Here is a 22724-nt window from a genome sequence, read left to right as displayed (position 1 = left end):
CGAAACAAGGCCCTCAACCAGCTGAAATCCCTCGGCTACGACGTCCAACTCACACCACGAGCCGCGGCCTGAGGTCACCATGTTTTCCTAGGAGATCCACCCGCGTCGAGAGGACGAGTCTGCAGACCCGCCCTGCTGAGGACGGCGGGTCTCGATACGCCCCTGCGGGGCTACTCGACCAGCATGGAGGGGGCGTCACATCATTGCCCGCCCCGGAGAACTTCACCTCGTCAATGCGGGAACCCCATGCTGATCGAGTAGCCCGCGCAGCGGGCGTATCGAGATCTACCCCCGTCTGCACAGCGGCCCCCGGCTAGGGGGCGCGGCCCGGGCTGTCAATGGGGCATCGGCGTGTCTGTCCGTCGATTCCGCGTGGAGGGGCTCCACCGGTTACCGTCCCCGAGGAGCTGTCCGCCGTGGGCGGCTCGCACTGACGAAGGGCGCCCGTGGCCACGCTGACCTATGGACCGCAGAATCTCGAGATCGAGTTCGAGGAGCGGGTCCTCGCCCACCTCAAGGTCGCCGTGCTGTCGAAGCTGCGGCGCAACGAGGCCTTCTCCCTCTCCTGGACCGAGGACGCCTCCACCGGTCACGGCCGCAGCTCGGTCTGGCTGCACCCGTCGGTGCCGCTGCACTTCCGCTTCGCCGAGACGCACCAGCCCAAGCTCAACCGCGCGTGGATCGAGCAGATGCTGAGCGTCGCGAGCATGCACGGCGAACTGTCCGTCCTCCCGGAGCCCGAGGAGACGCGCCAGGGCTCCTGACCCCGCCGCCTTCTCCCCCGGGACCGGATCCGTCAACCCCACCCCCCATCACAGGGTCACGACGTAGCGTCTGAGGACAGTGACCGGGCGGTTCTCCGTCGGTCGCGACCACGGACGGAGACGACGATGACCGATACCGCGCGAGCAGTCGCAGCACCCACCCTGACCGGGACGGGAGGCTCCCTGCGCAAGGACGAGCCGATCGCCGTCCGCCACGCGCCCGATTCCGCCTCGACCGACTCGCAGCCGGTGCTCGGCTGCCGGATCGATGTGAGCGGCCGGATCTTCACGGTCGAGCTCGAGATGGCCGGCGTCTTCCTGCGGCAGGTGCGCCGCACCCTCCGCGACGGCGACAGTGCGCTCGTCCTTCTGCGCCACGTCGACGGAATCGAGATGATCCCCTTCACCCGTGCGACGCCGTTCGAGGTCTCGGACATCGTCTGCCCCGAGGGCGTCGAGCCCGCGCAAGCACGGATCGCCGAGGGGCTGCGCGCCCGCTAGAACCGCCGCGGCGCGGGGTCGATCCCGCGCCGCCGTTCGATCGGATCCGCGCAGCCGCCGCGATCAGGCGGGGAGCGACGCCTCGATCAGCTGGACGATCCGCGGGTCGTCGGGCTCGACCGTCGGGCGGAAGCGGTGCACGGTGCCGTCGGCGGTGATCAGGAACTTCTCGAAGTTCCACTTCACCTTGCCGGCTTTGCCCGCCTCGTCCTCGGTCTTGGTCAGCTCCGCGTAGAGCGGGTGCGCCGAGCGGCCGTTGACCTTGACCTTCTCGAACATCGGGAAGGTGACGCCCCAGGTGGTCGAGCAGTACTCCTTGATCTTGTCGGAGTCGCTGAGCTCCTGCAGGAACTGGTTGCTCGGGAAGCCGAGCACCGTGAAGCCGCGGTCGCCGTACTGCTTCTGCAGCGCCTCGAGCTTCTCGTACTGCGGAGCGAGGCCGCAGCGGGAGGCGACGTTGACGATGAGCTTCACCGGCGCGTAGTCGGCGAGCGTCGACGAGGATCCGTCGATCGTGGTGAGCGGGATGTCGGTGATCGTCTCGGGCACGGGGGCTCCTTGTCGAGGAAGTGGGGGTGATCGTCAGGCTATCCAGTGCAGCCGTGCGCGGGCCGCGAGACACTCCTCCACAGCCGCGCCCTCACCGCGACTGTCCCCCGTCGGCGCAACTCCCTCCCCGCCGGTGTGCGAGCGGCACCACCATGGAGGCATGACCCCCTCCTCGCAGCAGCTCGTGTCGGTGGGTGGGCGGCGTCTGCGGCTGACCAACCTCGACAAGGTGGTCTATCCGGAGGCGGGGTTCACCAAGGCCGACGTCCTCTCCTACTACGCCTCGGTCGCCTCCGCGATGCTGCCGCACCTCGCCCGCCGGCCGGTGACGCGCAAGCGCTGGGTCGACGGGGTCGGCACGGCGGAGGAGCCCGGCGAGGTCTTCTTCGAGAAGAACCTGCCCTCCTCCGCGCCCTACTGGCTCAGCCGGACGAAGCTCGCGCACTCCTCGCGCGACGTCGAGTACCCGCTCGTCGACGACGTCGCCGGGCTGACCTGGCTGGCCCAGCAGGCCGCGCTCGAGCTGCACGTGCCGCAGTGGCGGGTCGGCTCCGACGGCGAGCGGCGCCCGCCGGACCGGCTCGTGCTCGATCTCGATCCGGGCGAGGGGGCGGGGCTGGCGGAGTGCGCCGAGGTGGCGTTCCTGGCGCGGGACCTGCTGGAGGGGATGGGACTCGAGCCGTTCCCGGTGACCAGCGGCAGCAAGGGCATCCACCTCTACTGCCCGCTGGACGCCTCCGCCTCGAGCGATCAGATCTCCTCGGTCGCGCACGAGCTGGCGAAGGCGCTGGAGGCCGACCACCGCGATCTGGTCGTCTCCGACATGAAGAAGACCCTGCGCGAGGGCAAGGTGCTCGTGGACTGGAGCCAGAACAGCGCGGCGAAGACGACGATCGCGCCGTACTCGCTGCGCGGGCGACTGCTGCCGCGGGTCGCCGCGCCGCGCACCTGGGAGGAGATCGGGGCGGAGGACCTGCGGCACCTCGCCCCGGACGAGGTGGTCGAGCGGCTGCGGAGCGACGGCGACCTGCTGCGCCCGGTGCTCGCGTCGCGGGGTGCGGGGCTCGAGCCGTCGCCGGAGCGAATGGCGGGTTTCGCGGCGACCGACGCCTCCGCCGACCGGCTGGCCGCCTATCGCAGCATGCGCGACGCCTCGAGGACGCCGGAGCCGGTGCCCTCGCCGGGGGCGGGGATCGCGACGTCGGGCGACACCTTCGTCGTGCAGGAGCACCATGCGCGACGGCTGCACTACGACTTCCGGCTCGAGCACGACGGCGTCCTGGTCAGCTGGGCGGTGCCGAAGGGTCCGCCGCTGGACGGCGATCCGAACCGGCTGGCGGTGCAGACGGAGGACCACCCGCTCGAGTACGCGACCTTCGAGGGCACGATCCCCGCGGGCGAGTACGGCGGCGGCGAGGTGCGGATCTGGGACGAGGGCACCTACGCGCTGGAGAAGTGGCGCGAGGGCGAGGAGGTGATCGCGGTGCTGACGGGCCGGCCGGACGGCGGGCTCGGCGGCGAGCCGCGCCGGTACGCGCTGCTGCACACGGGGGCGAAGGGCGGGAAGGGGGACGAGAAGAACTGGCTGCTGCACCTCATGGCGCCGGGGGCCGCGGCGCACGGCGGACAGTCACACGGAGGGAAGACGCACGGGCGCGGGGTCGGGGTGCGGAAGGGCGGTGGCCCGTCTGGGGCGTCGGGTGCTGGAGCGTCGGCACCGTCCGCTACGGCTCCCACCGGTTCCGGAGCGACGGCGGCCTCCGGTGTCGCGCCGACCGCGGAGGCCGCCGCCTTCCGGCCGATGCTCGCGACCGCCGGCCGTGCGGCGGACATCCCCGGGGATTCCGCGATCGAGATGAAGTGGGACGGCTATCGCGCCCTGGTGCGGGTGGCGGGCGGAGCGGTGACCCTGACCAGCCGGAACGGCAACGACCTGACGGCCGCGTTCCCCGACCTGCTCGGTCCGATCGCCGAGGCGGCGGCGGTCGACTGCGTGCTGGACGGCGAGATCGTCGCGCTCGACGACCGCGGCCGGCCCGACTTCGGCCGGCTGCAGACCCGCGGCGGGCTGACCAGGCCGCGCGAGATCGAGGCGGCGGCACGCGCGACTCCGGCGCACCTGATGCTCTTCGACATGCTGGCGATCGACGGAACGGAGGCCGTCGGCCGCCCCTACGACGAGCGCCGCGCGGCCCTGGAGCAGCTGGCGACCGAGAACGAGCGCGTGCACGTGCCGTCGGTGTTCGACGGCGACCTGGAGGAGGCGATGTCGACGAGCCTCGCGCTCGGCCTGGAGGGCGTGGTCGCCAAGCGCCGAGACGCGGCGTACCGGCCGGGCGTCCGCTCCGGCGACTGGGTGAAGCTCACCCATCACCGCGTGCAGGAGGTGGTGATCGTCGGCTGGCGCGAGGGCGAGGGCGGCCTCGTCGGCTCGGTCGGCTCGCTGCTGACGGCGCTCCCCGGCGACGACGGCCTGGTCTACTCCGGCCGGGTGGGCAGCGGCTTCAGCGACCGAGAGCGCCGCGGACTCGTCGACCGCCTCGCCGAGCACGCCACCGACGAGCCCGCGGTCTCCGTCCCGCCCGCCGAGTCCCGCGGCGTGCACTGGGTCGAGCCCGTCCTCGTCGGCGAGGTCCGCTACCGCGAGCGCACCGCCGGCGGCACCCTCCGCCAGCCCGTCTGGCGCGGCTGGCGCGCCGACAAGTCCGCCGCGGAGGTCCGCCTGGAGTGAGCGGCGAGTTACTGAGAGACGAGGTTGCGGTCTTCTGGGATCACGCCGCTCACTTCGCTCGCCCGCCTGTGTAATGCGTACAACTCGATGGCGTTGCGCCAGCGCTTCGCACAAACGCGAGCCGAAAACCCCCGCACAGCCGCACCTACAAGGAGGAGAGAATGCCATGGACAGAAGAGCCGCGGTACCGTTCAGAGCCCGCTTGTCTTTATCGTCAGCACTGATCGACCTTGGCTTACACGCCTCGCGCAGCTTGATTCGGCTAGCGGAGCGCGAGAAAGCCGAGTCGAGCGAAGCCTATCGATGGCAAACCGTCGGCGGTCAAATGCCGCTCGCAACCATCCATCGCCTCGCCCTCGTCAGCACCGACCATTACCACGCCTTCGCTCGACTCCTTCGACTTGCGGAGCCCTATGCCCCCTCATTGGCATCGCTAGCTCGATCGTTCGGAGAGGTCAGTGGTAAAGCCTGGTGGCTACTCGAGTCCACTTCCGCTGAACAACTCAGTCATCGTACGGCGGCCCTCAAGCTGTCGGACACGACGAGTGCTGGAAAGCGAGAAATCAGCACCTTCGGACCTGACGGGGTCTCGACGCCCGTCGCGGATCCCCTGCAGTCCGCTCAAGCAGCACTGACTCGATCGGAGGTCTCTGGAAAGCGCGAAAAAGTGCCGAATTACACACAATCCTTCGAACTCGCCTGCTCCAAGTCCGAACTAAAAGGCGGGACCGAGCTTTATCGCCACCTCTCAGGAGCCGCCCACGGCTCCCTTCTGACTATGGGATCACTCACTCACGTCGGTCCGCAGAATGCGGATGGCTCCGCCTACACATACCTTGCCCTGTCACTCGATCTCACCGAAAGCTATCTGGATGCCCTTGTCGGAATAATGAGTTCCATCGTTCGGCGCGTCTCGGTCGCTTATGATGCGCAGGATGAACTCGAGAGACTGCGGCAGGTAGTGATACGCGTGGATGACTCGATCAGAGCAGTCCTTCGAGAGGTTGAGTACCGCTGACATTCGTCTCCGCACCGACTCTTGCGGGTGTGGCAATCGGCATGCGAAGCGAGACGCCGGCGCTCAGTGGAGGTTCTTCAGTCGAGGCGGACGCCGCGGAGGAGGACGAGGGTGGAGCCGACGGCGACGCCAGTGCCGATGAGGACGCCGCCGGCGCCGGCCGCGGCGGCGATGGTGCCGAGGAGGGTGGGCAGGGCGATCAGGCCCATGCGGTTGCCGGCCAGGCGGAGGGAGAGGGCGCGACCGTGGCGGTCGGCGGGGGTGCGCTCGATCAGCCAGGACATGGTGATCGGCTGGCCGATGCCGAGGCCGAGGCCCAGCAGGGCGACGGCGACGAAGAGCAGCGCGGTTGGCGCGGGCAGGGCGGTGAGGATCAGGCAGACGGCGGAGACGACGATGCCGGCGATCATCACGCGGGTGCGGCCGAAGCGCGAGGTCGTCGCGCCGAGCAGGAGGCGGGAGGCCATCGAGGCGAGGGCGCGGACGGTCAGCAGGGCGCCGACCACGCCCGCGGGGAGTCCGCGTTCCGCGCCGAGGGCGGGCAGGTAGACGACGGTCAGGTCGACGGCGGCGACGACGGTCGCGCTGGTGAGCAGGGCGCGGGCGAGGCCGGGGATCCGCAGCAGACCGAGCGTCGAGCCCTCGGACGGCGCTGCGGCGGCGGGGCGGGGTGCGGGGCGGGCGATCGCAGTGGTGACGGCGAGGAGGAGGACGGCGAGCGCGCCTCCGACGAGGAACAGCGGGGCCGGGTCGGGGCGGACGGCGCTGCCGGCGAAGACGGGGATGAAGGCGGGGCCGATCGCCTGGCCGAGGGAAGCGGCGAAGGTGTAGTAGCCGAAGCGGCTGTCGAGGCGGGTGCCGGCCGCTCCCCCGGCGACCACCGCCTGCTGGCCGACGACGCAGCCGAGATGGCCCGCGCCGAGCAGGGCGGTGCCGCAGAGCAGGCCGACGATGCCTCCGCCCGCGAGCAGCAGCAGCCCGGCGGCGGCGATCGTCAGCAGCGAGCCGCAGGCCATCACGAAGCGGGCGCCGACCCGGTCGACGAGGCCGCCGACGGGCAGCGCGATCAGCAGCGGCACCACCGCGAACGAGGCGCCGAGCGCTCCGAGCGCCCAGGCCGGCACGTCGAGCTGGATCGCCTGGTAGACAGCGGCCGGCCGCAGCAGGAAGGCGACGGCCTGGATCAGCACCGCGTGCGTCAGCAGCGCGCCGGTCGAGAGAGCCTGGCGGTCCGGCACGGCGCTCCCTCCCCTCGACGGGCGGTCGCCCGCCGTCCATCCTGGCGCACCGTCGGGCCGGCCCCCGCGCGCACGATCGCCGGCCCCGATGCGGTGAGCGAGAAGCCCTCGGCGGTGAGTCGCCCGAGAAGGCTCGTTCTTGGGCGGGGGAACGAGCCTTCTCGGGCGACTCAGTGCGCGAGAAGCGGGATAAGCGGCGCGGCTCCGGCGGCGGCACCCACCACGTTGGACTGAGTCGCCCGAGAAGGCTCTCTCCCGGGCGGGGGGACGCGCCTTCTCGGGCGACTCAGTGGGTGCAGGGCTCCCGCGGGCAGAGGGGGCCGCGATCCGGCGCGAACGGCTCCTTCGGCGGCGGGGAAGCAGCCGTTGGTGACGGATCGGGGGACACGGAGGGGCGGGCAGGAGCGCGGACGTCGGCGGGTCAGCGGTCGAGCGGCTCCGGGAGCGGCTGGGCGTGCTCCGGCAGGACGCCGAGGTGGTGGCGGCCGCGCAGGCGGAACCACACCAGGCCGACGGTGACGACCGCGCCGACGACGATCAGGGCGATCCAGCGGAGGGGGCCGTCGCCGTAGACCTCGACGCGGGGCCAGGCGAGGTTCACGGCCATCGCGGCGCCCCAGAGCACGGCGACGATGTTCACCGGCAGGCCGAGGCGGCCGAGGGAGAAGTAGCCGGTGGGCGCGTCGGCGGTGGGCCAGCGGCCGCGCAGGCGGCGCAGCAGCAGGGGGACGGTGACCAGCAGGTAGGCGAGGTAGATCAGGATGACGGCGACGCTCGTCACGGCGGTGAAGATCTCGGGGGTGCCGATGTTGACGACGAGGATCAGCACGGCGAGCACGCCGATCAGGACGGCCGGGGCGACCGGGGTGCGGCGACGCGGGTCGACGCGGGCGAGCAGGGTGCTGCCGGGCAGGGCGTTGTCGCGGGCCATCGCGAAGACCAGCCGGATGCCCGCGGTGTGCACGGCGAGCGCGCAGACGGTGATCGCGACCACGATGCAGCCGAGGAACACCGAGCCGAGCGGGCCGCCGAGCACCTGCAGGACCACCAGCTGCAGGCCGCCGGACGGGGAGCCGAGCGCCGGGTCGGCGAGGTCGGGGGCGGCGAGGAGGCCGAAGAGGATGATCAGGCCGCCCAGCACGAAGGAGGCGGTGATCGCGCGGAGGATCGCGGTCGGGGCGGTGCGCCGCGGATCGACGGTCTCCTCGCCGAGCGAGCCGGCGGTGTCGAAGCCGTACATCACGTAGGCGGAGGCGATCGCGGCGATGAGGAACGCACCGAGGTAGCCGCCGGGGACGCCCTCGCCGCGGCCGGCCGTCTCGAGGACGACGTTCGGCGGGTTGACCGCATTGGCGGCGAGGACGACGACGAGGAGGACCGCAGCGACCAGCTCGATCAGCACGCCGACGCTGTTGATGCGGGCCATCAGCCGCACGCCGACAGCGTTGACGCCGGTCGTGAACGCCACCAGGATCGCGCCCCAGAGCACGGCGCTGACGCCGGAGCTCGTGCCGGTGCCGTCGCCGACGAGCTGGAAGCCGCGCCAGATCTGCGGCAGCGTGCTCTGGTAGGCGAGCACCACGGCGGCGAGCGAGACGACGGAGGCGAGCGCCATGATCCAGCCGGCGAGCCAGCTCACGGTGGGGCCGGCCAGGCGCTTGCTCCAGTTGTAGACGGAGCCGGCGACCGGGTAGCGCGCGGCGAGCTCGGCGAAGCAGAGTGCCACGGCGAGCTGGCCGGCGAACACCATCGGCCAGGACCACCAGTAGGCGGGGCCGCCGTTCGCGTAGCCGAAGGAGAAGAGCTGGAAGGTGCCGGTCAGGATCGAGATGTAGCTGACTCCCGCGGCGAAGCTGCCGAAGCGGCCGATGCCGCGGGTGAGGGTCTGCCGGTAGCCGGACTCGGCCATGCCGTCGTCGGACATCCGCGCCTCCATGCACGGGATCGGGGCGTGCGAGGTCAGGATGGCAGGCCGCGGCGGGACGTGGGGTGCGGGGGCATGGATGGGGGGGCAGCCCATGCTGATCGAGTAGGCCGCGGAGCGCGGCGTATCGAGATCCACCGGCGTCGAGAGGCGGGTCTGCAGAACCGATGTGCTGACGAGGGCGGGTCTCGATACGCCGCTGCGCGGCTACTCGACCAGCATGATCTGGCGCAGATCGGTTCATGGTGATCGAGTAGGCCGCGGAGCGGGCGTATCGAGATCCACCATGGTCGCAAGGCGGGTCTGCAGGCCCGACGTGCTGACGACGGCGGGTCTCGATACGCCGCTGCGCGGCTACTCGACCAGCATGAGGACGCCGCGGCGCGGCTACTCGACCAGCATGAGGGCGCCGCTGCGCGGTTGCTCGACCAGCATGAACGCGACGTGGCTGCACGGGTCGCGAGGCCGGAGACGTGAGCGCGTCAGCTCCTCGCCTGGGTCGGCGGGCCGAAGACGAGGATCAGCTCGGCGGGGGCGTCCGACTCGTTGGCGACTCCGTGGTGGCTGCCGGCCGGGGCGTAGAGGGCGTCGCCCGCGCGGAGGACGGCGCTCTCGCCGTCGACGGTCATCACGACCTCGCCGAGGACGACGACGTAGAGCTCGTCGGAGCTCTCCGGCGAGCAGCTGCCGGGGTCGCCGGAGAGGTGCACGTGCTCGCCCTCGGAGGTGCCCGGCTCGAGGTGGAAGCGCATCACCGAGCTGGGCAGCGCCGTGGTCGAGCGGAAGTAGTACTCCAGGTCGAGCACGCCCGAGCCGCCGTAGAGCGGGCGGCGGCGCGCATCCTCACCGAGTCTCTGGATCTGCACGGGGTCCTCCTCCGAAGTCGGTCCTCACCAGCCTGCCGGACGCGCGGCGCTCAGCCCAGGAGCGGCGCCGCGACCGGCGGGGTCACTCCGAAGGCCGACACGTCCTCGCTGGTCGCACCGTCGAGGGCGAGCTCGGCGAGCACGCGGCCGATGGTCGGCGTGAACTTGAAGGCGTGCCCGGCGCCGAGTCCGACCAGGATGTCGGGGTGCTCGTCGAGCGGGCCGAGGACGAAGCGGCGGTCGGGCGTCAGCGCGTACTGGCAGGTGACGGTCCGCAGCACCTCGCCGGCGGTGGGCACCACGGCGCCGACGAAGCCGGTCAGCTCCTCCAGCAGCTCGGCCGAGGGGACGAAGGTGCGCTCGCGCGGCGCCATCAGGTTGTCGGAGACGTCGCGCGCGGCCTTGATCGTCGGCTCGCCGTAGGTCGGGAAGCCGTAGAAGCAGTGCTCGTCCTCCCAGATCCAGACCGGGAAGCGCTCGCGGTCGAAGGCGCTCGGCTCGGCCGGCGCGAAGTAGCTGACCTGCTCCTGCATCGTGACGAGCGGGATCTCGGCGCCCAGCGGTGCGAGCAGCTCGTTCGTCCAGGCGTCGGCGGCGAGGATCACCTTGCCCGCGAGCACGTCGCCGCCCGCGGTGCGCAGGACGACCCCGTCCTCGCCGGGGAGCAGCGCCTCGACCGGCGTGCGGTCGCGGATCACGGCGCCGTGCTGCCGAGCGCGAAGCTGCAGCACGGCGACCGTGCGGGCGGCGTGCACGATGCCGGAGTCGGCGGTGTACACCGTCTGCGTGCCCTCGGGCAGCGAGAACTGCGGCCAGCGCGCGGTGACCTCGGCCGGCGTGAGCAGCTCGAACGGGACTCCGCTCTCGGTGAGGCTCGACCGGAACGCCTCGGCGGAGTAGGGGCTGCCGGCCGGGAAGAACACCAGCCCGCCGGTGATCGTGACGAGCGATTCGCCCGACTCCGCCTCGAGGTCGGCCCAGTCGAGGTACGCCGACTGCGCGAGCCGGACGTACTCGGGGGCGCCGTAGGAGGTGCGCAGGATGCGCGAGGTGTCGTGCGAGGCGCCGCGGACGTGGCCGAGCTCGAACTGCTCGAACGCGACGACCCGGGCGCCGCGGCGGGCCAGGTGGTAGGCGGCGGCGCTGCCGAGAGCGCCCATCCCGACGACGGCGACGTCGAACTTCTCCATGCTGATGCTTCGCTTCCGTGGATCGGTGAGGGCCGCCGGGATCGACGGCCCGGGTGACAGGGTCAGAGGACCTTGGACAGGAACGCGCGGGTGCGCTCGTGCTGCGGGTGGACGAGTATCCGCTCGGGCGGCCCCGACTCGACGACGACGCCGCCGTCCATGAAGGTCACCGTGTCGGCGACCTCGCGGGCGAAGCCGATCTCGTGGGTGACGACGATCATCGTCATGCCCTCGGCGGCGAGGTCGCGCATCACGTCGAGCACCTCGCCGACCAGCTCCGGGTCGAGCGCGGAGGTCGGCTCGTCGAAGAGCATCAGGCGGGGTCGCATCGCGAGGGCGCGAGCGATGGCGACCCGCTGCTGCTGACCGCCGGAGAGCGAGCGCGGGTACGCGTCCGCCTTGGCGCCGAGGCCGACCCGGTCGAGCAGCACGCGGGCGCGGGCCGTGGCGTCCGACACCTTCTCGCGGCGGACCAGGACGGGCGCCTCGATCAGATTCTCCAGCACGGTGAGGTGCGGGAAGAGGTTGAACTGCTGGAAGACCATGCCGATCTCACTGCGCCGCGTCGCGATCTCGGCGTCGCGCAGCTCGTGCAGACGGCCGTTGTGGCGGCGGTAGCCGACCAGCTCGCCGGCGACACTGATCGTGCCCGCGTCGATCTTCTCGAGGTGGTTGATGCAGCGGAGGAAGGTGCTCTTGCCCGAGCCGGACGGGCCGAGCAGGCAGGTCACCTCGCCCGGCGCGACGGTCAGGTCGATGCCGCGGATGACGAGGTTGCCGCCGTACTGCTTGTGCACGCCGGTCGCCTGGACCATGGGCGCGGTCACAGCGCTCCCTCCCCTCGGGCGGCGGGCCGCGGCCTCGCGCTCGCGAGCAGCGCCCCGAGCGGGGTCGGGCCCTGGACGATCCGGTCGCCACGGGAGAAGCGCCGCTCGATCATCCGCTGACCCGCGCTGAGGACCGTGGTGACGAGCAGGTACCAGAGGCTGACGGTGATGAGCAGCGGGATCACCTCGAAGTTGCGGGAGTAGATGGTCTGGGCGGCGAAGAGGATGTCCGGGATCGCGATCACGCTCACCAGAGACGTCGTCTTCAGCATCGAGATCGTCTGGTTGCCGGTCGGCGGGATGATCACCCGCATCGCCTGCGGCAGGACGATCCGGCGGAAGACCTGGGCCTTGCGCAGCCCGAGCGCCTCGGCGGCGTCGACCTGGCCGGGGTCGACCGAGAGCAGGCCCGCGCGGACGATCTCGGACATGTAGGCGCCCTCGTTGAGCCCGAGGCCCAGGATCGCGGCGAGGAACGGGCTGATCAGCACGTTGGTGTCGGCGCTGGCGAAGGTGGGGCCGAACGGGACGCCCAGGCTGAGCTCGGGGTAGAGCGCGGCGAGGTTGAACCAGAAGATCAGCTGCACCAGGAGCGGCGTGCCGCGGAAGAAGGCGACGAACGCGCCCGCCGCCGTGGCGACCACGAGCGTCTGCGACTGCCGGCCGACGGCCATCAGGACGCCGATGACGATGCCGACGAGCATCGCGATCACGGTGAGCAGGAGCGTGGTGCCGAGTCCGCGGAGGATCCGCCCGTCGAGGAAGTAGCCGAAGACGCTGCCCCACTCGAAGTTGGGATTGGTCGCGACCGAGTGGGCGAGCAGCGCCGCGAGCACGAGGATCACGACGGTCGCGGCCCGCCGGCCCCAGTGCCGGACGGGGACCACGGTCTCGGGCGGCGCGGTGGTCGTCGCGCGCTGCTCCACGGCGGTCATCCGCTGATCTGGGCCGGGTCGGTGTAGAGCTCGGCCTGCTCGACCGCGCCGACCTCGACGCCGAAGCGCTCGAGGTTCTCCTGGTAGTCGCCCGTCGTCATCAGGTGCTCAAGGGCGGCCTGGAAGGCGGGGGCCAGCTCGGAGCCGTCCGGGAAGGCGATGCCCCAGGGGCTCGGCTCGAAGTTGACGTCGAGCGCCTCGAGCGCGCCGTCGGACTGCTCGGCCTGGAAGACGGCCGGCGGGACGGCGCTGACCGTCGCGTCGACGCGGCCGGAGCTCAGGGCGAGCACGGCGTCGGCCGCGGTCGGGAAGGTCGAGATCTCGATCGCCGGCTCGCCCGCCTCGGTGCAGACGGCGTCCCATTTCGGCAGCGTGATGTCGTTCTCGGTCGAGCCCTTGAGCACGCCGACGGACTGGCCGCAGAGCGTGTCGATCGTGAGGTCGAGCGGGTTGCCGCCCTCGACCAGCAGCGTGGTGCCGCCGAGGAAGTCGCTGACGAAGTCGACGGTCTCGAGCCGCTCGGCGGTGACGCCCAGCGCGGCTGCCGCGGCGTCGATCTTCCCGGAGGCCAGCGAGGGGAAGAGCGCGTCGAACTTGATGTCCTCGAAGACGACGTCGAGGCCGAGCACCTCGCCGATCAGGCGCATCTCCTCGGGCTGCGACCCGGAGAGCGTCGTACCGTCCTCCGCGAGGTCGAGCAGCGGCGGATAGCCGGGGCCGCTCGCGATGCGGATCTCGCCGGCGGCCGCGATGTCCTCGGGCACCAGGTCGGCGATGCTCTGCTCGAAGAGGGCGCTCGGCTCCGCGTCGGTCGTGGCGGCGGCGTCGGCCGAGCAGCCGGCGAGGAGGGCCGCGGAGGCGAGCACCGCGGTGACGACGGCGGCCCGGCGGGCGGGGTGCGGCGTGGAGCGGAGCGCCGTGCGGCTCGCGGGGCGGGGGACGGTCGGGTTCATGGGACTCCTAGGGCTGTGGGAAGCGTTCGTGGAGCAGGTGACGGCGCGCCGCCGTCGCGCTCGGCGGGCCGTCGTGACCGCCGCCGGGCGAGTGCGATCACTGTAGGAACGGCGGGTTCCGGCGCTGTTACAGTGCGTGCTGGCGGCGATTCGGGCGCCACGGGATTGACGGTTCTGCAGAGGGGTGGCTCGTGAGCGGACGCGTGACGACGGGCCTGCGGGTGGTGCGGCTGCTCGGCGAGCGGCCGGATCCGACGGCGCCGCTCGGTGTCGGCGCTCTCGCCGCCGAGCTCGGCGCGCCGCTCAGCTCGGTCTCGCGGCTGTGCGCGGAGCTGGAGCGGACCGGGCTGATCGAGCGCGGCGCGGACTACGGCAGCTACCGCCTGGGCGCGGTGGCCGTGCGGCTCTCGGGGCGGGCCGCGGCGCCGGTCGCGCGGTCGCTCCGCTTCGCGCTGACGCTCGCCGCGCAGCAGACCGGCGAGACCGTCGTGCTGGCGGCCGGGGCGCCCGGGGCGATGCGGGTGATCGGCAGCGTGCTCTCGTCGTGGACCCTGCACTCCCCCGCCGCGGTCGGCGAGCGGATCGACGACGCGGGGAGCGCGATCGCGCGGGCCGCGGATCCGATGGGGCTGGGGGACGAGACAGTCGAGGAGACGACCGAGGGGCTGCGGGTCGAGATCGCGACGCCGCTGCTGACGCCCGCGGGCGAGTGCGCCGCGGTGCTGGCGGTGCGACTGCCGACGGTGCGGCTGCGCGAGAACGGGCCGCGGATCCGGCGGGCTCTGGCGGTCGCGCGGCGGAGCATCGAGGCGGGGCTGGACGGGTCGCGGGAGGCCGGCGCACGGAATGACACGGCCGACGGCGACGATCCGCCGATCTCCACCGCCCCTTCCGCCGGCGGCTCCGCCCTCCACGCCGTGCTGCCGCTCCTGCAGCACCTGGCCGACGGACCGGACACCGCCGCCGGCGCCGCGCGGGCGACGGGGCTGCGCCGCGACCGAACCGGGCGGCTGCTCGACGCGTGCGTCGCGGCGGGCGTGGTCGAGCGCGGCGGTGACGGGGAGCTCCGGATCGCCTGGGTCGTGCACGGCTGGTTCCGGGCGGCGGCCGCTCCGCTGATCGTGTCGCGCGGCGGGCCGCTGGTCGCCGAGGCGGCGCGGAGCCTGCGCGCGTGCGCGTTCGTCACCGTGCTCGCGGGGATGCGCAGTCTCACGCTCGTGGAAGAACTCGAGCTGGCCGGCGACGGACTCGCGATGATCCCCTGGCTCGGCCGCGCCCACCCGATCGTCGGCTCGGACGGCGGCCCGACCATGCTGATGGACCTCGAGCCGGACGAGCTGACGCAACTGTTCCCGGCCCGGCACGCCCCGCGGGACCTGGCCCGGTTCCTCCGCCGGACGCAGACCGTCCGCCGCGACGGCGTCCTCTCGATGCAGGCCTACGACGACGCCGGCATGGTCTCGATCTCGGCCCCGATCCGCGACGCGAGCGGCGCCGTCGTCGCGGCGGCCTGCCTCGTCGGGATGACCGACGACGTCACCGCGCGCTCACGTGAGCTCGAGCGGGCGGCGATCCGGCTGGCGGAGGCGGTCTCGGGCGTCCTGCGCTGAGGGTGTCCGCGTGCGGGCGTGCACAACTCAGGCTGGACGCCCCGAGAACCGCGAATTCTCGACCGATCGCGCCTTCCGGCCTTGGTTGTGCACGCACCGGTCCTCTGAGGGAGCACGGACCTCCCCGTACAGAGGGCGATGTCCCTGCTGATCGAGTGGCTCACGGAGCGGACGTCTCGAGATCCACCCGCGCCAGCAGACACGTCTGCAGACCCGCCCTGCTGACGACGGCGGGTCTCGATACGCCCCTGCGGGGCTACTCGACCACCATGACGCGGCGCAGCCGCGCCCTTTCCCTCACCACTGAGACGCGAAGCGGCTTCACCATCCCGAGGCGCCCCCGCGGGGCTGCTCGACCGGCACGAGGGGAGGCCGACTCGACGTGGGCTCGCACACAGGAGCGCGTCGTCGCAGGGCGAGTGGGAGCGGCTCCCGACGCGAGGGAGCGCACATCGCTCCGCAGGTCAGCGGCTCCGCTCCTGGCGCGGGATCTGCGTCAGGTCGATGCCGAGGACGCTCCGGAGCTGCGCGGCGAACGCCCGCTCGAGGTCGGCGCAGACCGGGTCGCCCTCGGCCCAGATGCGCGCGGCCCGGCAGCTCGCCTCGATCCGCTCGGCGGTCGCAGCCCGCCACCACTGCGGGTCGGCGGCTGCGGCGAGGAGGCTGCGGGCGTCCTCGACCTCGCGCCGGTAGCGGGCGAGCAGTCCGCGCGTCCTCTCGGGGTCGGCCTTGGCCACCCAGAGGTCGTCGATGTGGGACTGCAGTTCGGCGTCCCCGACGCGGCAGGCGTGCAGGACCAGCTCGCGCGCGTTCTCGAGTGGCGGGGTGCGGGTGTCGTCGAGGCCGGTCACGGCCGTTCGCCCGTGATGCGGCGGCCTTCGGGGGGTCGGGGGTCCAGCAGAGTCGTCATCGAGGTCCTTCGGCGCGCAGTCGGGGGCGGGGAGCGGCGGGGCTCGGTGACGTGCGTCCGGCCGGCCGCGAGGGAGTGGGGGCTCTCCTGCGGCGGACGAGCAGTGCCCTCGTCGCCACGGCCCGAGGGTCGGCGTCCGCGGGCGGGCGCCTTCTCGTGGGGCCGCGGGGGGATGCGACGACGGCCGACTCCGGATCCGCTCGCCGATGACGCTATCTGAACATCCCTTCAGACATCGAGGTGTTGACAGGGCACCGGATCCGCACGAGTGGACCCGGATCGGGCTCCGACGCCCGGCCGCACCCCGTTCCGCGTCCAGTCGCGGTGCACCTGCCGCGCGAGTGGACCCGTACCGGGCTCCGGCGCCCACGCAGCCCCCGCTCCGCGTCCAGTCGACGCGGCGCAGCACGCAGCAGCACTCACCGAGATGATCCTGCGAGAAGAGAAGGACCCCCGGCGCGTCACGGTTCGCGCCCGGAGAGGCCCACTGGGGGAATTCGCTGAAGCCATGACAGGGCGTCGCCGCTGCCCGAAAGATCACCTTATCAGTATGGCGAAGCCCATGCTGATCGAGTAGCCCGCGGAGCGGGCGTATCGAGATCCACCAGCGTCAGAAGTCGAGTCTGCAGACTGCCCCGCTGGCGCCGGCGGGTCTCGATACGCCCCTGCGGGGCTACTCGACCCGCATGATCGGAAGCCGCCACCGGCATGATCGGGACCTGCCGCCGACACGATCGAGTGCCGCTGCGCCCGCGGCGCCGGCGCGTCAGCGCGTCGTCGCCATCACGCGCAGACGGCAGGCCAGCTCCAGGGCGAAGCGGGTGTCCGGGTCGTCGAGGTCCAGGGCTAGCGCCTGCTCGATCCGGCGCACGCGGTAGTTCACGGCGTTCGGGTGCAGCAGCAGCACCTCGCCGGCCCGGGCGAGGGAGTTGCGGTTGCTGAGGTACGCCAGCAGCGTGCGGACCGAGATGGCGGAGCGCTCGGCGCCGAGGGCGTCGAGCGGCGCGAGCACGTCGTCGAGCAGCGCGCGGCTGAGCGGCGACGCGTAGAAGTCGAGCAGCACCCGCCGCAGCCCCGTCACGTCGGTGACCTCGACCGCCCCGAGGCGGCCCGCCGCGACGGCCGAGCCGGCGGTGATCCGCGCCTCCGTCGCCGACTGCCGGAGCCCCGAGGCGCCCGACTGCGGCGTGCCGAGCCCGACCGTGAACGTCCAGCCCTCCCCCGTGACCGCCACGCCGTACGCGATCAGCCGCTCGGCCACGTCCCGCACGCGCCGCTGGTGGTCCGGCGCGCCCGACTCCTCCGACGCCACCACCACCAGGTCGTCATGGAAGACCGCGAGGTGCCAGACCTCGTCGCGGCCGTCGGTCAGCTGGAAGGCGTTCAGCTCGATCGCCGCGACCAGTGCGGCGGGCAGGCGGCGCTCGGCGTCCTCGCGGTGGCGCGGGGTGATCCACGCGGCGGCGTGCGCGGAGGCGACCGGCAGCCCGGCCCGCGCGGCGTCCACCGCGAGGGCGTCGATGCGCGAGGACTCGGCCAGCAGCAGCTCGACCACGAGGTCGGCTCGCGAGCGCGCCGGACCGAAGCGCACCTGCGACTCGCGCTGCAGGGCCCGCGAGAGCAGCGCGGCGATCACCGGCAGCGCGATCACCGCCGCGGTCTCCGGCTGCTCGGCGACCAGCCGCCCGACCGCGACCTCGCCGATGCAGACCGCGTCGGGGTCGCTCCAGGTGACGGCCGGGTCCTCGATCATCCGCAGCTCGATCCCGAGCGCCGCCGTCGCCGCGTCGAGCACCGCCGAGCGCGCATCGAGAGGGTCGCCGTCGCAGGCGGCCCGGGCGGCGGCGATCGCCAGCTCCGCCCGGCCGAGCGCCTCGGCCGCCCCGCCGCGCAGCAGCCGGTCGATCGAGACGGCCAGGTCGGACGGCGGCGCGCTCGCGGTCAGCACCGGCAGCGCCCCGCGATCGGCCAGCGAGCGCGAGGTCTCGGCCAGCGCCAGCTCGCCGACGAAGAGCAGCGCGGCGACCTCGGCCGCGATCGCCCGCCGGATGACGATGTCGATCTGGTACGCCCGCGGCTGCTCCGCGCCGTGCAGCACGATCACCAGGTGGCCGGGCAGCGCCTGTCCCACGTCCTCGAGTGCCAGCATCTCCACTCCGCTGAGCGAGACGCCCGCCGGGTCGCCCGCGCGGCAGACCATGCCGAACTGCTCGCCGTGCTCGAGGACGTGAAGGAGGGACGTCTGTGCCATGAGCACAATCATGGCCGTATCCTCATGGTGGCGGCACATTCCACCCGCTTGCACCCCTGGCTAGCCTCGGAGCATGAGCTTCACGCCCCCGGCCGGACCGAGCCCCGTCCGCCTGATCACCCGCGACGACGTCGCTCCCCTGGCCGCCGGCTGCGCGGTCTTCGGCACCGGCGGAGGCGGCTCGGTGCACGGCGCCCAGCTCTCGGTCGAGAACGCGATCGACGCCAACGGCCCGGTGCGGGTCGTCGGCGTCGAGGACCTCGGCCCGGACGACGCGGTCATCATCATGTCCGGGATGGGCGCCCCCTCGGTCGGCATCGAGATGCTCGGCTCGAGCAGCCAGGCGCACACGCTGCTGCGCGAGGTCGAGCGCCTGATCGGCCGCCCGGTCACCACCGTGATGGCGGCCGAGATCGGCGGCAGCAACGGCGTCGCGCCGGTCGGCTGGGCCGCGGAGCTCGGGCTCGCGGTGCTCGACGCGGACGGCATGGGCCGCGCGTTCCCGAAGGCCACCATGATCTCGATGAACGTCGCCGGGCTGCCGAGCGAGTTCGCGGTGATGAGCGACGTGGTCGGCAACGTCACCGTCCTCCGCACCGTCGACATCGCCTGGCTGGAGCGCCACGCCCGCGCCTTCACGGTCGCGGCCGGCGGCATCGCCCTCGGCGCGCACTACCTGCTCACCCACGAGACCGCGCCGGGCGCCGTGATCGAGGGCACGGTGAGCCGTGCGATCCAGGTCGGCCGCCGCCTGCTCGCCTCCGCCGACCCGGTGACCGACATCGCCGAGGAGCTCGGCGCGGCCGTGCTGATCGGCGGCAAGGTCATCGACATCGACCGCAGCACCGAGGGCGGCTTCACCCGCGGCTCCGTCACGATCGACGGCGTCGGCGCCGACCGCAGCCGGATGGTGCGGGTCGAGATCCAGAACGAGAACCTCGTGGTGATCGAGGACGGCGGCGTGGTCGTCAGCGTCCCCGATCTCGTCTCGATCCTCGATTCGGAGACCGGCGAGGCGATCTCGACCGAGATGCTCCGCTTCGGCCAGCGGGTCAGCGTGCTCGCCTGGGCCTGCGATCCGCTCTGGCGGACCCCGCGCGGGATCGAGCTGGCGGGCCCCGCCGCCTTCGACTTCGACTTCGACTACGTGCCGTTCGACGGCGCCGTGGCGGAGGTCGCCCGATGAGCGCCGCACTCCGCGACCTGTCCGTCGGCATCGACGTCGGCGGCACCAACACCGACGCCGTCGTGCTCGACGCCGACGGCGCGGTGACCGCCTGGACCAAGCAGGCCACCACCGAGGACGTCACCGGCGGCATCCGCTCCGCGCTCTCCGCGGTGCTCGGCGAGCTGGGCGCCGACCGCGACCGCGTCTCCCGCGTCATGCTCGGCACCACCCACGCCACCAACGCGATCGTCCGCCGCCGCGACCTCGGCCGCGTCGCCGTGATCCGCCTCGGCGCGCCCGCCTCGACCGAGTTCCCGTCGCTCTCCGGCTGGCCCGCCGACCTCCGCGACACCGTGCTCGCCGGCAGCCTGCTCGCCGGCGGCGGCCACCTGATCGACGGCTACCCGATCTCGCCGCTCGACGTCGACGGCATCCGCCGCTTCCTCGACTCGCTCGAGGGCCGCTTCGACGCGGTCGCCGTCTGCGGCATCTTCAGCCCCTCCTTCCCGGAGCAGGAGCTCGAGGTCGCCGCGCTGGTCGCCGACCACGTCGGGGTCGACCTGCCCGTCTCGCTCAGCCACGAGATCGGCGCCCTGGGCCTGCTCGAGCGCGAGAACGCGACCGTGCTCAACGCCGCGCTGCACGGCATCGCCCGCGATGTCACGCAGGGTCTGCTCACCGTGGTCGACGAGGAGCGCCTCGACGCCGCCACCTTCTTCGCCCAGAACGACGGCACGCTGATGGCCGTCGAGTACGCGGCCCGCTACCCCGTGCTCACCATCGGCTCGGGCCCCGCCAACTCGATCCGCGGCGCCGCGTTCCTCTCCGGCGCCGACGACGCGATCATCATCGACATCGGCGGCACCACCAGCGACCTCGGCGTGCTCGTCGACCGCTTCCCCCGCGAGTCGACCCTGCCGCGCGAGATCGGCGGCGTCCGCACCAACTTCCGGATGCCCGACATCCTCAGCGTCGGGATCGGCGGCGGCACGATCGTCGACACGGCCACCGGCGTGCCGACCACCGACTCGGTCGGCTACCGGATCGCCCGCGAGGGCCTGCTCTTCGGCGGCGCGACCGCCACCCTCACCGACGCCGCCGCGATGCAGCTGCCCGGGATGATCCCCGGCCGGAGCCTTCCCGCCCTCGACCGCGCCACCCGCTCCGCCCTCGGCAACGCCCTCGCCGTCGCGCAGGACCGGATCGAGTCGGCCGTCGAGCGGATGTCCCTCGGCCGCGTCGGTCTGCCGCTCGTGGTCGTCGGCGGCGGCGGCTTCCTGGTCCCGGACCACGTGCACGGCGCGAGCGAGGTGCTCCGCCCCGACCGCGGCAACGTGGCCAACGCCGTCGGCGCCGCGATCGCCCTGGCCGGCGGCCGCGCCGACCAGCTGTGCGACCACGTCGACCGCGCCGCCGCGATCGAGGCGGCCGGCCGGATCGCGATCGAGCGCGCGATCCAGGCCGGCGCCGATCCGCGGCTCGTCGAGATCGTCGACGTGCTCGAGACGCCGCTGTCGTACTCGGCCAGCGCGTCGCTCAAAGTCTCCGTGAAGGCCGCGGGCCCGCTGGCCCTGATCGGGAGTCCTGCACCACTCGCCCTGCATTCCCCGAAGGACGCATCATGACCCGTTCTCCCCGCACCACAGCGCTCCGAGTCCCGGCCGTCGCCGCGGGCTCGCTGGTGGCGCTGCTCGCCCTGAGCGCCTGCTCGGCCCCCGCCGGCGGCTCCGCGTCCGGCGCCGACCCCGTCTCGGGCGGCACCTTCTCCCTCGCGATCAACGACGACCCGGGCAGCCTGAACCCGTTCACCGGCGTCTCGCTCGTGCAGCGCGCGATGGTCACCTTCGGCTACGACTCGCTCGCCTACACGACCCCCGAGGGCGAGGTCGTCCCCTTCCTCGCCGAGAGCTGGGAGTCGACGCCCACCTCGATCTCCTACACGCTGAAGGACGGCATCACCTGCGCCGACGGCACCCCCTTCACCGCCGAGACGGCCGCGGCGAACTTCGCCTACCAGGCCAACGCCGACAACGGCACGTTCTGGTTCGGCTCGAGCGTGACCGCCGACATGACGGCGACCGCGGAGGGGAACGTCGTCACCGTCACCTCGACGGCGAACAACCCGTTCCTGCTCCAGGGCACCGGCAGCATCGAGATGGTCTGCCAGGCCGGCCTCGACGACCCGTCGACCCTGACCGACACCACCAACGGCACCGCGCTCTACGCGCTGACCGCGTCGAGCCCCGGCTCCGACTACACCTACACCAAGCGCGACGACTACACCTGGGGCCCGGACGACGTCACCAGCGACACCGAGGGCCTGCCCGACGAGATCGAGGCGCGGGTGATCACCGACGAGGCGACCGCCGCGAACCTGCTGATCTCGGGCGAGCTCAACGCCGCCTCCGTCATCGGCGCCGACCGCCAGCGCCTCGACGCGGCGGGCCTGGACACCGAGGGCGTGCTCAACCCGATCGGCGAGATGCTCTTCAACGAGCGCGCCGACCGCCCCACCGCCGACGTCCGCGTCCGCCAGGCGCTGACCCTCTCGCTCGACCGCGACGCCGTGGGCGAGCTGGTCACCGACGGCAACGCCGTCGACTCGGTCTCGCTGGTCAACCAGATCCCGCTCACCTGCGTCGCCGGCGGCCCGGAGTGGACGCTGCCCGACACCGACGTGGACGCCGCCGGCGAGCTGCTCGACGAGGCCGGCTACCCGCTCGGCTCCGACGGACTGCGCGCGAAGGACGGCGAGCCGCTGACCATCCGCTTCCTCTACGACGCCGGAACGCCCTCGCACGGCGCCGCCGCCGAGGAGGTCCAGCAGGAGTGGAACGAGCTCGGCATCACGACCGACCTGGTCGCCGAGGACTCGGCCGGCTGGTCGACCGACCTCTACCAGAGCTACGACTGGGACACCGGCTTCATCCAGCTCGCCCCCTCCAGCCCCGTGGTGCTGAGCCTGTTCTTCCTCGGTGAGACGAGCGAGAACGGCGGCTACAACTTCATGGGAGTCTCGAACCCCGAGTACAACGCCCTCGCGACGCAGGCGCTCAGCGCCGGCAGCGCCGACGAGGCCTGCGGTGTCTGGAAGCAGGCCGAGGCCGAGCTGATCGAGCGGGTCGACGTCTTCCCGCTCGCCGAGACGGAGTCGCCGATGTACGTCAAGGGCGCGACCCTGGAGCGTCCCGGCACCGTCGCCCCCACCACGATCCGGATGCAGGGCTGACCATGACGATCCCCTCGGTGCGACCCACGGCCCCGCTGTCACCGGCCTCCCCGCCGAGCG

The 22724-nt window shown here is 72.6% G+C and carries 18 protein-coding genes; 8 read left to right on the top strand and 10 right to left on the bottom strand.

The features are described from left to right. The first annotated feature begins 446 nt into the window (after positions 1-446). Both EDF35_RS00525 and EDF35_RS00520 read left to right on the top strand, forming a co-directional pair. Positions 447-764 (top strand): hypothetical protein, encoded by a 318-nt coding sequence (locus EDF35_RS00525; RefSeq protein ID WP_123448043.1) that lies wholly within the window; start codon positions 447-449, stop codon positions 762-764. Between the two features lie 126 nt (positions 765-890). Then, positions 891-1265: a hypothetical protein gene (locus EDF35_RS00520; protein WP_133960430.1), complete on the top strand. Its 375-nt coding sequence runs from the start codon at positions 891-893 to the stop codon at positions 1263-1265. A 63-nt stretch (positions 1266-1328) separates the two neighbouring features. Here the strand turns inward: EDF35_RS00520 and EDF35_RS00515 are convergent, their stop codons facing one another. After that, complete coding sequence (locus tag EDF35_RS00515) at positions 1329-1814, bottom strand: glutathione peroxidase (RefSeq protein WP_123448041.1); 486 nt, start codon at positions 1812-1814, stop codon at positions 1329-1331. A gap of 160 nt (positions 1815-1974) precedes the next feature. Between EDF35_RS00515 and EDF35_RS00510 the strand changes: the two genes are divergently transcribed. Then, a complete protein-coding gene (locus EDF35_RS00510) occupies positions 1975-4545 on the top strand; it encodes an ATP-dependent DNA ligase (RefSeq protein WP_133960429.1) in 2571 nt (856 codons plus the stop codon). Positions 4546-4711: 166 nt separating this feature from the next. Continuing rightward, complete coding sequence (locus EDF35_RS00505; RefSeq protein ID WP_133960428.1) at positions 4712-5563, top strand: hypothetical protein; 852 nt, start codon at positions 4712-4714, stop codon at positions 5561-5563. Positions 5564-5640: 77 nt separating this feature from the next. On the opposite strand, the gene EDF35_RS00500 is transcribed toward EDF35_RS00505, so the two are convergent. The 7 genes from EDF35_RS00500 to EDF35_RS00470 all read right to left on the bottom strand — a co-directional run bounded on the left by EDF35_RS00500 (position 5641) and on the right by EDF35_RS00470 (position 13496). Continuing rightward, positions 5641-6801: an MFS transporter gene (locus EDF35_RS00500; protein ID WP_133960427.1), complete on the bottom strand. Its 1161-nt coding sequence runs from the start codon at positions 6799-6801 to the stop codon at positions 5641-5643. Between the two features lie 421 nt (positions 6802-7222). Further along, positions 7223-8725 (bottom strand): amino acid permease, encoded by a 1503-nt coding sequence (locus tag EDF35_RS00495; protein WP_243839800.1) that lies wholly within the window; start codon positions 8723-8725, stop codon positions 7223-7225. A 482-nt stretch (positions 8726-9207) separates the two neighbouring features. After that, positions 9208-9591 (bottom strand): cupin domain-containing protein, encoded by a 384-nt coding sequence (locus tag EDF35_RS00490; RefSeq protein ID WP_133960425.1) that lies wholly within the window; start codon positions 9589-9591, stop codon positions 9208-9210. Between the two features lie 50 nt (positions 9592-9641). Beyond that, positions 9642-10781: an N-methyl-L-tryptophan oxidase gene (solA, locus tag EDF35_RS00485; protein WP_133960424.1), complete on the bottom strand. Its 1140-nt coding sequence runs from the start codon at positions 10779-10781 to the stop codon at positions 9642-9644. Between the two features lie 62 nt (positions 10782-10843). Then, on the bottom strand, positions 10844-11608 hold the full coding sequence (locus EDF35_RS00480; RefSeq protein ID WP_279587510.1) for an amino acid ABC transporter ATP-binding protein: 765 nt from the start codon (positions 11606-11608) through the stop codon (positions 10844-10846). Continuing rightward, positions 11605-12543: an amino acid ABC transporter permease gene (locus tag EDF35_RS00475; RefSeq protein ID WP_133960423.1), complete on the bottom strand. Its 939-nt coding sequence runs from the start codon at positions 12541-12543 to the stop codon at positions 11605-11607. The genes EDF35_RS00480 and EDF35_RS00475 overlap by 4 nt, the downstream gene beginning before the upstream one ends. After that, a complete protein-coding gene (locus tag EDF35_RS00470; RefSeq protein WP_133960422.1) occupies positions 12540-13496 on the bottom strand; it encodes an ABC transporter substrate-binding protein in 957 nt (318 codons plus the stop codon). The genes EDF35_RS00475 and EDF35_RS00470 overlap by 4 nt, the downstream gene beginning before the upstream one ends. A 191-nt stretch (positions 13497-13687) precedes the next feature. On the opposite strand from EDF35_RS00470, the gene EDF35_RS00465 reads away from it, so the two are divergent. After that, positions 13688-15106 (top strand): helix-turn-helix domain-containing protein, encoded by a 1419-nt coding sequence (locus EDF35_RS00465; protein ID WP_133960421.1) that lies wholly within the window; start codon positions 13688-13690, stop codon positions 15104-15106. 464 nt (positions 15107-15570) lie between these two features. Here EDF35_RS00465 and EDF35_RS00460 read toward each other — a convergent pair whose 3' ends face one another. Continuing rightward, positions 15571-15957, bottom strand: coding sequence for a hypothetical protein (locus EDF35_RS00460; protein WP_133960420.1), 387 nt, complete (start codon positions 15955-15957; stop codon positions 15571-15573). 825 nt (positions 15958-16782) lie between these two features. Beyond that, entirely contained in the window at positions 16783-18267 is a 1485-nt protein-coding gene (locus tag EDF35_RS00455) for a PucR family transcriptional regulator (RefSeq protein ID WP_208322989.1), read from the bottom strand. 73 nt (positions 18268-18340) lie between these two features. Here EDF35_RS00455 and EDF35_RS00450 point away from each other — a divergent pair, with 73 nt between their 5' ends. From EDF35_RS00450 to EDF35_RS00440, 3 genes are read left to right on the top strand one after another with little or no spacing between them, the layout of a single operon-like run. After that, positions 18341-19453: a DUF917 domain-containing protein gene (locus tag EDF35_RS00450; RefSeq protein ID WP_208322988.1), complete on the top strand. Its 1113-nt coding sequence runs from the start codon at positions 18341-18343 to the stop codon at positions 19451-19453. Next, entirely contained in the window at positions 19450-21060 is a 1611-nt protein-coding gene (locus EDF35_RS00445) for a hydantoinase/oxoprolinase family protein (protein ID WP_133960419.1), read from the top strand. The genes EDF35_RS00450 and EDF35_RS00445 overlap by 4 nt, the downstream gene beginning before the upstream one ends. Continuing rightward, entirely contained in the window at positions 21057-22664 is a 1608-nt protein-coding gene (locus EDF35_RS00440) for an ABC transporter substrate-binding protein (protein ID WP_166673969.1), read from the top strand. Before EDF35_RS00445 ends, EDF35_RS00440 begins: the two co-directional genes overlap by 4 nt. Positions 22665-22724: the final 60 nt, after the last annotated feature.

Origin of the sequence: Rathayibacter sp. PhB151 (assembly GCF_004366415.1) — a bacterium.
Lineage (GTDB): Bacteria > Actinomycetota > Actinomycetes > Actinomycetales > Microbacteriaceae > Rathayibacter > Rathayibacter festucae.
The sequence above is the reverse complement of the archived record's forward strand: the minus strand, read 5'-3'. Positions and strand labels throughout refer to the sequence as shown.

Excerpts from the sequence above, each read along its gene's own strand:
- EDF35_RS00495 (WP_243839800.1), bottom strand. The coding sequence starts at position 8,725 with ATGTCCGACGACGGCATGGCCGAGTCCGGCTACCGGCAGACCCTCACC.
- EDF35_RS00470 (WP_133960422.1), bottom strand. The coding sequence starts at position 13,496 with ATGAACCCGACCGTCCCCCGCCCCGCGAGCCGCACGGCGCTCCGCTCC.
- EDF35_RS00510 (WP_133960429.1), top strand. The coding sequence starts at position 1,975 with ATGACCCCCTCCTCGCAGCAGCTCGTGTCGGTGGGTGGGCGGCGTCTG.
- EDF35_RS00520 (WP_133960430.1), top strand. The coding sequence starts at position 891 with ATGACCGATACCGCGCGAGCAGTCGCAGCACCCACCCTGACCGGGACG.
- EDF35_RS00475 (WP_133960423.1), bottom strand. The coding sequence starts at position 12,543 with ATGACCGCCGTGGAGCAGCGCGCGACGACCACCGCGCCGCCCGAGACC.
- EDF35_RS00445 (WP_133960419.1), top strand. The coding sequence starts at position 19,450 with ATGAGCGCCGCACTCCGCGACCTGTCCGTCGGCATCGACGTCGGCGGC.
- EDF35_RS00455 (WP_208322989.1), bottom strand. The coding sequence starts at position 18,267 with ATGGCACAGACGTCCCTCCTTCACGTCCTCGAGCACGGCGAGCAGTTC.
- solA (WP_133960424.1), bottom strand. The coding sequence starts at position 10,781 with ATGGAGAAGTTCGACGTCGCCGTCGTCGGGATGGGCGCTCTCGGCAGC.
- EDF35_RS00505 (WP_133960428.1), top strand. The coding sequence starts at position 4,712 with ATGGACAGAAGAGCCGCGGTACCGTTCAGAGCCCGCTTGTCTTTATCG.
- EDF35_RS00450 (WP_208322988.1), top strand. The coding sequence starts at position 18,341 with ATGAGCTTCACGCCCCCGGCCGGACCGAGCCCCGTCCGCCTGATCACC.
- EDF35_RS00440 (WP_166673969.1), top strand. The coding sequence starts at position 21,057 with ATGACCCGTTCTCCCCGCACCACAGCGCTCCGAGTCCCGGCCGTCGCC.